The 11,254-nt window shown below is 64.6% G+C and carries 6 protein-coding genes; 3 read left to right on the top strand and 3 right to left on the bottom strand.

Annotated elements, in window-relative coordinates; translation table 11 throughout:
• The coding region (locus tag JS533_RS12675; RefSeq protein ID WP_241515094.1) for a hemolysin family protein at window positions 1-873 on the bottom strand (873 nt) is incomplete at its 3' end.
• 228 nt (window positions 874-1,101) lie between these two features.
• Window positions 1,102-1,770 carry a carbonic anhydrase gene (locus JS533_RS12680; RefSeq protein WP_033494956.1) on the bottom strand — a complete coding sequence of 223 codons (669 nt, stop codon included), beginning with the start codon at window positions 1,768-1,770 and terminating at the stop codon, window positions 1,102-1,104.
• A 309-nt stretch (window positions 1,771-2,079) separates the two neighbouring features.
• Here JS533_RS12680 and ahpC point away from each other — a divergent pair, with 309 nt between their 5' ends.
• Together ahpC and JS533_RS12690 are read left to right on the top strand one after the other, a co-directional pair.
• Window positions 2,080-2,643 carry an alkyl hydroperoxide reductase subunit C gene (gene ahpC / locus JS533_RS12685; protein WP_241515096.1) on the top strand — a complete coding sequence of 188 codons (564 nt, stop codon included), beginning with the start codon at window positions 2,080-2,082 and terminating at the stop codon, window positions 2,641-2,643.
• Between the two features lie 478 nt (window positions 2,644-3,121).
• Entirely contained in the window at window positions 3,122-4,993 is a 1,872-nt protein-coding gene (locus JS533_RS12690; RefSeq protein ID WP_241515097.1) for an FAD-dependent oxidoreductase, read from the top strand.
• A gap of 191 nt (window positions 4,994-5,184) precedes the next feature.
• On the opposite strand, the gene JS533_RS12695 is transcribed toward JS533_RS12690, so the two are convergent.
• On the bottom strand, window positions 5,185-10,398 hold the full coding sequence (locus tag JS533_RS12695; protein WP_241515099.1) for an Ig-like domain-containing protein: 5,214 nt from the start codon (window positions 10,396-10,398) through the stop codon (window positions 5,185-5,187).
• Window positions 10,399-10,757: 359 nt separating this feature from the next.
• Here JS533_RS12695 and JS533_RS12700 point away from each other — a divergent pair.
• Window positions 10,758-11,254: MFS transporter (locus tag JS533_RS12700; RefSeq protein WP_241515101.1), on the top strand; the 497-nt coding region annotated here is incomplete at its 3' end.

The raw sequence follows: 11,254 nt of genomic DNA on the forward strand, positions 1-11,254 counted from the left end.
CTTCGACGTGCCCGGCAGCGAAATCCCCTCGCGCGTCACGTCGGCGACCGTCTTCGCGTTCGGATCGCGCACGTCGAGCAGGTCGCGCACGTGCACGAATCCGATCACGTCGTCGAAATCCTTGCCGGTGACCGGATAACGCGAGTACGGCATTTCGCGAACGTACGCAGCCGCGTCGGCGATCGACTGCGAGCCGTCAAGGAACACGACGTCCGCGCGCGGACGCATGACCTCGGCTACGATCGTCTCGGACGCGTCGAACACGTCGTCCAGAATCGTGCGCTCGTCCTTGCTCAGCGACGTGTTCGTGTTGACCAGCACGCGCAGCTCGTCGTCGGAAACCTCGCTCTCCGTCTCATTCGGGTCGAAGCCGAGCAGACGGACGATGCCGTTCGTGTTCTTGCCGATCAGCCAGATGATCGGACGGCATACGGTTGCAAAAATATCGATCGCGGGCACGACGGCGCGCGCGATCTGCTCGGTGCGCTGCATGGCGATGCGCTTCGGGACCATTTCCGAAATCACGATCGAGCAGTACGAGATGATGAGCGTGAGGCTGATGGTGGTCAGCGGCGCGGCGATGTGCGCGGGCACGCCCCAGCCTTCGATGACGGGCACAATGTACGGGGAAATCGACGATTCGCCGAACGATGCCGACAGGAAGCCGGACAGCGTGACGCCGATCTGCACGGTGGACAGGAACGTGTTCGGGTCGCGGGCGATCTTCGCCACGCGAGCGCCGCGGGCATCCTCCTGTTCCATCTGATCGATCTGCGAACCGCGCAACGAAACCAGCGCGAGCTCGGTACCGGAGAACACGGAGCCGAGCAGCAGGAAGACGAAAATCAGCAGGATGTTCATACCAAGTGACATGCACTCCACTCTAGGGGAGCGGCACGTCAATCAGAATGATGGCGCCTGATGATGTTGGCTGGTGATGTTGGTTGGTGATGTTGGTTGGTGATGGTGGTCGATGGCGCAGTGATGATACGTGTCATTCGACCGAACGCAGTGAGCGGAGAAATCTTTGCCGCGCAGTGGTTCTGAACGATTTCTCGACTCGGCTGCGCCTCGCTCGAAATGACACGGCTGATCGCGAGATCAGAAGCTGAGCACCTCGACCTTGCCGGTGGTGAGCTGGTAACGGGCGCCCACGATCATGAGCCGCTCGTGCGCGAGCGCGTCCTGAATCACTTCGGAACGCGTGACCAGCTCCTCGATCGTGTGCGCGATATGCACGCGCTCGAAGTCCTCATGCGCGTCCAGTTCGGCCTGCCTCGCCTGCCACACGGACATGCCGACCGTGCGCAGCATGATCGACTCGGCCTCGGCGATGCGCTCGTCCAGGCTGTCGATGCCGTCCGCGGCCTCGAGCGAACCGGCCGCGTCGTCGGTCGTCGCCACGATCATGTCGTCGAGTTCGCGCGCGGCCATGTCGATCGCGCCGCAGCCCTCGTGGCCGAGCACGACGAGCAGACTGACGTGCAGTTTGCTCACGGCATATTCCAGCGAGGCAAGCACGGCGTCGTCGATGATCTGCCCGGCCGTGCGCACGGTGAACAGGTCGCCCAGTCCGGCGTCGAAGATGATTTCCGGCGGCACGCGCGAATCCGAGCACGACAGCACAGCCGCGTCCGGATTCTGCCGGTCGATCAGCGACTCGCGCGTGGTCTTGTCCTGCCACGGATGCTCCGGCTTGCCCTCGGCAAAACGACGATTACCGGCCAGCATGCGACTCCACGTTGCGTTCGCCGTCGACTCTTCAGCCATATGTGTACCTCCAAAGGTTGATTCGGGTCCCATCTTAGCGTGCAGTGCGGCGCGTGCGGTTTCGCCGTGAGGGGCGGACGGGCGCGCGGTTTTGCCGTGCGGGCGTGCGCGGGTTGGTGCGGGTGTGCGTGCGGGTGCGGTGCAGTGCGGCTGATTGCTGGGCAGGGTGACTTGTCGCGGCGCAAGGCGATTGGCTTCTGCGCTGTGATTATCCTCATAGCGTTCGCGGCATGTTCGCCCTGCGCGGCGAACGCGATTCGGGATAGGATGAAATCGGTTTGTCGTCACCGATTTCAGAAAGGAACAATGATGACTCTTCTGCAGCACGAACTCACCGATTTCAAGGTTCAGGCGTTCCAGAACAACGAATTCCGCGAGGTGACCAAGGCCGACGTGCTCGGCCACTGGTCCGTGTTCTTCTTCTACCCGGCCGACTTCACGTTCGTGTGCCCGACCGAGCTTGAGGACCTCGCCGCCAAGTACGAGGACTTCAAGAAGATCGGCTGCGAGATCTACTCCGTCTCCACCGACACGCACTTCGTGCACAAGGCGTGGCACGACGCGAACGAGAAGATCGCTAAGATCCAGTACCCGATGCTCGCGGACCCGACCGCACTGCTCGCGCGCGACCTCGACACCTACAACGAGGCCGACGGTATGGCCGAGCGCGGCGATTTCATCGTGAACCCGGAAGGTAAGGTCGTGGCGTACGAGGTCATCTCCTCCAACGTCGGCCGCAACGCCGACGAGCTGCTGCGCCGCGTGCAGGCCTCGCAGTTCGTGTACGAGCACGGCGATCAGGTCTGCCCCGCCAAGTGGCAGCCGGGCGAGGACACCATCGAGCCGAGCCTCGATCTGGTCGGCCTGCTCTGATCTGCTGACGAAATTCGGAATTATTGTCACGACTGTGCTGAATGGGCGGATTTTGCCGATGCGTGATGTGATCTCGTGCCACGTATCGGTAAAATCCGCCCATTCTAACGGGGTGTGACAGCGCCTGTGTCACGCTTGCGCGCAGGATCAAGATTATGCGAGAGTGTGACAAGGAGTACGGTTTTGGCATCATCTTGGGATGACTGGAATTCCAAGGATTGATGGTATTGCCCGGCAAGGTGATGCTGAAGCGGCCTGTAGGCGTGATGTCACGCATTGCAGAAAATCGCGGTGTTACGGATGGTGTGACACGGTATTCTGCCACACCGCCTACGCATGGCGCATTGTATGAAGAGTGTGACAGCCTATCCAGCCCATCCTGTTAACAAACTCTCTCAGCCCATGTCCTCATGACTTCACGGACAGGTTGGGATGGGGCGTCACATCCCCTTGCGATGTCGATTAAGGAGCTTTTTGTATGACTGACACCAGCAATCTCTACGACGTGGTGGTGATCGGCGGCGGCCCGGCGGGACTCACCGCGGGCCTGTACCTCGCGCGCGCCCGCTACCGCGTGCTCGTGCTCGAGAAGGACGATTTCGGCGGGCAGATCACCATTACGAACGAAGTCGTGAACTACCCGGGCGTCGGCCGTACGACCGGCCGCGCGCTCACCCAGACCATGCGCCAGCAGGCGAAGGACTTCGGCGCGGAGTTCCTGTCCGCCGAGGCCACGGGGCTCGACGTCGACGGCGACGTCAAAACCGTGCACACCTCGCGCGGCGACCTGCGCACGTTCGGCATCGTGCTCGCCACCGGCGCATCCCCGCGCAAGCTCGGCTTCGAAGGCGAGGCCGAGTATGCGGGCCGCGGCGTGGCCTACTGCGCCACCTGCGACGGCGAGTTCTTCACCGGCAAGGAAGTGCTGGTGATCGGCGGCGGATTTGCCGCGGCCGAGGAATCCGTGTTCCTCACCAAATACGCGTCCAAAGTCACCGTGCTCGTGCGCGAGCCGGACTTCACGTGCGACGCGTCCGTCGCGGCCGAGGCGAAGAACAATCCGAAGATCGAAGTGCGCTACAACACGGTGCTCGACGGCGTGACCGCCGGACAGGGCGGCCTGCGCGAGGCGACGATCCGCAACGTCTCCACCGGCGAGACGGAGACGTGGAAGCCGGCAGACGACGGCACGTTCGGCGTGTTCGTGTTCGCCGGATACGTGCCCGCGACTGATCTCGTGCGCGGCATCGTCGAACTCGACGATCACGGCTACGTCGTCACGCACGGCTATCTCGAAACGTCGGTGCCGGGCGTGTACGCGGCCGGCGACCTGCGTGTCAAGAACCTGCGTCAGGTCGTCACCGCGACCGCCGACGGCGCGATCGCGGCCGTCGAACTGGAACGTTACGCGAAGTCGATGAGCGAGAAGACGGGTCTGGTTCCGCCGCGTCCGACCGCGAGCGCGTACGAACAAGCCGAGGCGAGTGCGGCTGCGAACGCAAGCGCCGTCGGCACGACGCCCGCTCCCGCGCCGGTCAAGCGCAGTGTGGACGCTGCCGCCGCGAAGAAGCCCGGCGAACTGTTCTCCGCCGCGATCAAGCAGCAGCTCGGCGTCGTCTTCGGCCGCATGACCCGTCCGGTCACGCTTGCGCTGGAACTCGACGACACCCCGCTGTCCGCGGAATTGCAGGGATTCGTCGGCGAGATGGTCGCGCTGTCCGGCGGCAAGCTGAATTCGGTGGCGATCGATGCGGCCGGCGTGGTCACCACGGTCGACGGCGAGTCGGTGCCGTCCGGACTGGTCGCGGGCGAGCCGGCGGAGATCACGCTGCCGAACGGCGACGCGCTGCCGACGTACGGTTCGCTGGACGATTCCGGTCGTGCCGAGTTCGATCCGGCCGGACTGCTTCCGGTCGCGCGACCGGCCGTGCGACTGTGCGTGGTCGGCGATGACGATCGTCTGGTCGCGACCGGACTTGCGTTCCACGGCGTGCCGAGCGGCCACGAGTTCAACTCGTTTGTGCTGGGACTGTACAACGCGGCCGGCCCCGGTCAGCCGTTGGACGACGATCTGCGCGAGCGTGCGGTGTCGGCGAGCCCGACCGACATCATGATCCTGGTGTCGCTGACCTGCACGATGTGCCCGGAGACGGTGCTCGCCTCGCAGCGCATCGCGTCGTTGAACCCCGGCGTGAGGGCCGAGGCGTATGACATCTCGCACTTCCCCGAGCTCAAGGACCAGTACGGCGCGATGAGCGTGCCGTGCATCGTCATCAACCGCGGAGGCGAGCAGAAGGTCGAGTTCGGCAAGAAGAGCGTGCCCCAGATGCTGAGCCTGATCGGGGCGTGAACATGGCTGTCTGGTCGCTGTACGGCGGTCTGCCTTTCGATTAGGGGTCGTTGTTGATAAAAACATATAAAAGCCTCCGCCGGAGTTGGGCGGAGGCTTCGCGGCTGTCTGAAGCAGGGCCGGACCGGCTGGGTTTGGATGGTGGGCTTATAGGCGGCTCCTTGGTCGACGGTTGTTGGCTGCGGGTGCGGTCACTTGTCGAAGACGACGTGGTAGGTGCGGGTGGCGGTGCCGTCTTCGGAGACGACGATCACCTGCGTCTCGTCGTCGCCTGCCGTGGTGCCGGGTACGACGGTCACGGCCGCGTTGGTGCCGGTCGGCAGCGTCTCGATGGTCGGAACGTGACCGGCGGTACCGGCGGGATCTGCATCGTCACCATCCGTGCGACCTGCGACGTGCACTGTCTCGGCCGCCGGGTCGAATCCGGGCAATACCTCGCCGTCCACCAACAGTCCCGCGATCGTCGCGTCGGAGTTGAGCGCCGGAATCTGCGCGTCACCGCGCACCTCGGTGATCGCCACGACCTCGCCGGGGGCGGACTCGAACGTGATGCGCATGCGCGACGTGCGCACCATGTCGAATGAGTATGTCGTCTCGTCGCCCTTCGACGACATCGATGAACCGGGCTTGTCGCCGACCGTCGCGTACACCCACGCGGCGTCGTTGGTCTGCTCGACCGGATGCGACGCGACGGCGAGGTTCCTCACCGGTCGCCAGCTGCCGTTCGCGTCCAGATACTCGATGTCGACGTGTTTCGGCAGTGCGACATGTTCTCCGTCGAGGCAGTAGTACACGGTGAATGCGTCGAGGATGAACGGCGTCTCCTCGCCGTAGCCGAAACGGTATTCGAGTGATGCGGTGCGCGACGGGTTGCCGGTGGTGGACCAACGGTTCTTCAGGTTGTAGCCCACGCGCGGCGTATACGAGACGATTCCGTCCATGAGCAGAGAGCTGTCCTCCTGCGCCTTCGGGTCGGGGTTCGTGTAGGAGGCGCGCACCTGCGGGTACACGTCGTTGCGGTAGGAGAACAGGTCGCGGTTCTGGACATGGTTGTCAGTCACGCGAACGTGTGCGACCGCCCGCTCGTCGATGCCCTCGACCGTACCAAGCAGCGAGAATGTGCCCGGATGGCGGTACGTGGACGGGTCGGGTATATCCCAGGTGACCCGGCGCTGCTCCTTCGTGCCGTCGGACCAGTGGACGGTCACTTCCGGCACGGTTTCCTGCACAAGCGGTTCGATGCCGGTGATCGTCGCGAGTGCGACCGTTTGCACGGCAACGACTTCGACGACCTGCACAGTGGTCGTCACGTCGCGATTGAAGCGTGCGATCGTGCCGCGCAACGTCACCTCGCCGGCGTGGTCAAACGTCTCATCGGATGCCGGTTCCCAAACGATCGGCAGCGGCGCGTCGACGCCGTGGCCGAACGTGACGGTCGCGGTCGCGGGCAGCGTCGGTACGGTGCCGACGACGGTGCGCGTGGTGGCGACGGTTGTGCGGACCGGGGATTTCGGTTCGCTTCCGGCCGCGACGGTGATGATCGTCGGGGTGCCGGATACTGTCGCGCCGCCGTACGTGACGGTCGCGGTGATCTGCGTGACGCCGCTCAGCCTGGCCTGCACCACGGCCTTCGCCTTGTCCGTATCGTCGGCGGCGACACCGGCCACGGCCTCGTCGCCGGATGCGAACGTTACGGTCACGTCGTCGTTCATGGACAGTTCGATCGGATTGCCGACCTCGTCGCTCGCGCTGACCGTGAGCGTTGTCGTCTCGTCCTCGGACAGCGTGCACGTCGGCGGTGTCAACGTGACTTCGGCGACCGGTGCGGGCGGCACGTCGAGATCAAGCGCGTACGAGCCATGCTGTTCGCCGTCCTCCGACGTGACGCGCACGACGTACGAGCCGTACGGATAGTGTAGCGGCGGCACGACGTACGCGGTCGCGTTGCCGGCCGTGGTGACCTCGATGACCGGCGCGGGATCGGTGTACGCGCGACGCAGCGTGTAGCGGTGCGCGTCGGCGGTGAACCCGGCGATCGGTACGCCGTCCACGATGATCGCCGTGAGATCGGTCGTGTCGTGCGCGATCGGTGCGGGGGTTTCGGCGGCCGTTGCGCTCGCCGCGGCGGGCGACGTGGCATCGGCGACGCGCACGGTGGCCGTGACCGGCAGGTCGTAGTCGTCCGGAGTGCCGCTCAGTGTGACGATGCCCGGCGTGGCCCACGTCGACTGCGGAACGGGCTGCCATGCGACCGGGGTGTCGGTTTCGCTGCCGTCGTCGAAGACGACCAGCACTCGGGAAGGAAGCGCCGGTTCGGCGCCGGCTGCGGCGGCCAGCGTGACCGGGCGGACGGCGATCGGATGTGTGACGGTGACGGTCGCGTGCACCGGCAGACCGGTGGCCTCGCCATCGACGACGAAGGATTGCGCGCCGGATCTGGATTCGGTCGCGGAGGTCTTGTCGAGCAGATCGGCGGTCGCCCACTCGACCGAAACTTCGGTGCGGGTGTTGTCCGCGAGCAGTGCGGTCACGGTCTGCGGCAGAGACGGTGTTTCGCCCGCGCGTACGCGTACGGCGGCGTCGCGTACGGCGAGGACGGTCGCCGTTGCGCCTGCTGTGTCCGCCGCGGATGAGGGGCTGTTTGCGTTCGCTGCGTCCGCCTCCTTGCTCCCCCTGAAGGGGGAGCTGTCAGCATCGCTGACTGAGGGGGTGATGGGGGTCGTCTCGCCGGTCACCCCCTCAGTCGCCTTCGGCGACAGCTCCCCCTTCAGGGGGCGCAGGTGTTCTTCCTCGGTAAGGAACACGTCGACGCTGTCGGAACGCAGCCCCTTGGCGGTGGCGGTCACGCGGATCGGCTGGCCCGAGCCGTCGGATGCGACGATCGCCAGCACCTTGCCGGAGTAGGCGGAATGCACCGGCGACTGCAGCGGCTCGGTGTTCGCCTGATAGCCGTTGTCCGTCCCCAACAGTCGTCCGTGTTCCACGTGAAACACGATCTCGTTGTTCGCGCGCGGCACGATCACGCCGGCATCGTCGATCACGTCGGCCTCGATGAAACTCAGGTCGTGGCCGTCGCCGTCGATCACATGACGATCCGGGATCAACCGGATCCCGGCCGGCGTACCGGCCGTCGTAATCGAATCGCGCGCAACCGCATTGCCGGCCTTGTCGTACGCGACAACCGACACCGTACCCGGCTCGAACGGCACCTCCCACTGCAACGTCAGCTGCTTCTCCTCGTTGCCGTTCTTCTGGTAGCGGTACTCGAACGGCTTGTCGGCGTACTTGTTGCTCAGGTGGAACGTCGCCTCGTGCGACTCGAACTCGCGCCGTCCCAGCGACCGTCCGTTCACGAACAGCTCGGCGGACGCGGCATTCGTGTACGCCCACACGGCCACCGACTCGCTCTCGTCCCAGTTCCAGTGCGGCAGCAGGTGAATCATCGGCGCATCGTCCGGGTCGGTCCACAAGGCCTTGTACAGCCACCACGGGTTCTTCGGGAAGCCGGCCGTATCGACCATGCCGTAGTACGAACGTAGCGGCGCGAGCACCGAACCATCCGATTCCGGCATCTGAGGCTTATTCCAATAGAAATTCGAGATGTACGGCGCCGGCTCGCCGATGTAATCGAAGCCGGTCCACGCGAACTCGCCCACATTGAACGGCAGATTGACCAGTCGGTCGAACGCGATATCGAGCGGGTATCCGCGGTTCGTGGTGACGTTGTAGTCGGAGATCTCGTACGTGTCCTCCGTCCACGGCCGGCGGCCCTTGGCGAACGGATAGTCGCGGCCGCGCAGCTGCCACTCGTCCGTGAGGATCGTCGGGTGCACGTAGAACCCGCGACACGGCGTGCAGTTGCCGGATTCGGAGTTGAGGATCACGTCGTTCGGGTGCCGCTCGTGCACCTGCTCCATCTGGTCGCGGTTGATGTACGAGTAGCCGCGCACGTCCATCTGCTCGTGGATTTTGTTGCCGATGCCGTCGATGCCCTTGGACAGGTACGAGGCATCGTTGACGGAGTTCGGCCGGGTCGGGTCGAGCAGATGGCAGCGGCGGGTCAGATCGGCGGCGATCGGAATCTCACTCTCCTGCCAGGCGACCTCGTTGCCTATGCCCCACATGAATATGGCCGGTTCGTTGCGGTCGCGCAGGATCATCGCGGCGAGATCCTCCGGGTAGTCGGTCGCGAAGTAGTTGCTGTAATCGTTGCGGTTCTTCGGCGCGGTCCACATGTCGGTGAGCTCCTCGAGCAGCAGGAAGCCCATGCGGCTGCACTCCTCGGCCCACACCTTCGAGCACGGGTTATGGCTGGTGCGGATCGCGTTGACGCCCGCGTCCTTGAGGATCTCCAGCTGGCGCACGACGGCGCGGCGGTATGTGGCCGCGCCCAGCGCGCCGAGGTCGTGGTGCATGCACATGCCGAGCGCGCGCATGTTCACGCCGTTCAGGTACAGTCCGCTCGCCGGGTCGAGTGTGATCCAGCGCAGGCCGATCTGCGTGTCCATCATGTCGAGCGCCATGCCGTCCGTACCGTCGGCGTTCGCGGCATCGATCACTATCGTGCGCAGCGTGTACCGGTACGGGTCGGCCGTGCTCCACAGGTGCGGATCCGGCACGGCGACGGTCTGCCCGTACCGGTTGGCCGCGTCCGCGTCGTCGTAGTGCGCGGCCGCGTGCGTGGTGTCCGGATGGTTCGCGGGAACGGTGACGTGCTCGCTGACGGATGCGACGATCGTACCGTCCGCGTCGATGACAACGTTGCGCAGAATGACCGGCCGGTCGTCCGCTGTTTCGTTGGCGATGATCGTCGCGACGCGAACGTTCGCGACGTGATCCTTGACGTCCGTTTCCAACGTGGGCGTGGTGACTTGGGTGCCGAATCGCGCGACATGCACCGGCTCGGTGACGGTGAGCGTCACGTCGCGGTAGATGCCGGCTCCCGCGTACCAGCGTGAGCTCGGCTCCTCGTTGTTGGAGCGGACGGTGACGACGTTCTCCTCGCCGAGCCTGAGCCGGCCCGTCAGGTCGACGCTGAACGCGGTGTAGCCGTAGTGGTGTTCGGCGATTCTCTCGCCGTTGAGCCAGATCTCGGCACGGTCCATCACGCCGTCGAAGTCGAGCGTGGCGCGCTTGCCTGCCAGCGTGGTCGGGGCGGTGAAGGTCTTGCGGTACCAGCCTTCGCCGACCTTGAGGTAGCCGACGGTGGCGCGGGCGTTGCGCGAGAACCTGCCTTCGACGCCGTAGTCGTGCGGCAAGGTGACGGTTCGCCAGGCATCGTCGTCATAGTCCGGTTTCTCCGCGCCGTTCGGTGTGCCGCGGAAGAAGCGCCAGCCGTGGTTGAAATCGTTGGCGCGTTGCGAGAACGCATGCGCGTCGGGATTCGGGATTGTCGGTGTCGTCATCGTAAGGCCTCCATTGACTGGTGATGAGCGAGCTTGTGCATCATTGCGTGGGTGTGAGTCTTGGCTTCCCCGGCAAGAGATGCTCGGGAACTTCCGGTGCAATCAGCATATCATCTTATCGATAAGATCGCTGAAACTTACCAAATTTCGCGGTATTCAAAACGCCGCTGATGGCGCATAAATCTTAACGATGATATAGTGCTGAATCAGATCGGATACACAGCGTCAACGGCGTGTCGCGAAGCGGCGGCACGACGGACGAACGCCGGAACCATGGCATGGTCGCAAGCCGCGCGACCTGTGACCGTCCGGCCGACCGTCACCGCCGACGCGCCAAAGCAGGAAGGACAGTGACACCGATGTCGCAGTCATCACCAGACACATCCCCGCATAACGGCCACTCCCCCGTCGACGCGACCATCAGGCCGCTGCCGTGGAAGGCCAAGCTCGGCTATTCCACGTTCTCGCTGTCGTACGTCATGCAGACCATGATCGTCACGTGGCAGATGTTCTACTTCACCACGTTCCTGAACGTGCCGATGGCCGTCACCGCCGTGCTCATCGCCACCGGCAAGATCGTCGCGTCCGTGATCGGGCCGGTCTGGGGATACATCTCCGACCGCATGTACCGCAACGCGCTCGGCAGACGCTTCGGCCGCCGCCGGTCGATCCTCATCTTCGCGATCCCTGCGAACTTCGTCTTCTACCTGCTGCTGTGGATCCCGGACCTGCCGATTCCCGTCTACTTCTTCGCGAACCTGCTGTACTGGGCGTTCTTCGCTGGCATCACCACCGTGCAGTACGGTCTGCCCAGCGAAATGACCGAAAACCCGACCCAGCGCGCGCAGCTCGTCGG

Origin of the sequence: Bifidobacterium amazonense (assembly GCF_018555435.2) — a bacterium.
Taxonomy (GTDB): domain Bacteria; phylum Actinomycetota; class Actinomycetes; order Actinomycetales; family Bifidobacteriaceae; genus Bifidobacterium; species Bifidobacterium amazonense.

Coding starts and splice junctions, on each gene's coding strand:
- JS533_RS12680 (WP_033494956.1), bottom strand. CDS start 1,770: ATGGCTGAAGAGTCGACGGCGAACGCAACGTGGAGTCGCATGCTGGCC.
- ahpC (WP_241515096.1), top strand. CDS start 2,080: ATGACTCTTCTGCAGCACGAACTCACCGATTTCAAGGTTCAGGCGTTC.
- JS533_RS12690 (WP_241515097.1), top strand. CDS start 3,122: ATGACTGACACCAGCAATCTCTACGACGTGGTGGTGATCGGCGGCGGC.
- JS533_RS12695 (WP_241515099.1), bottom strand. CDS start 10,398: ATGACGACACCGACAATCCCGAATCCCGACGCGCATGCGTTCTCGCAA.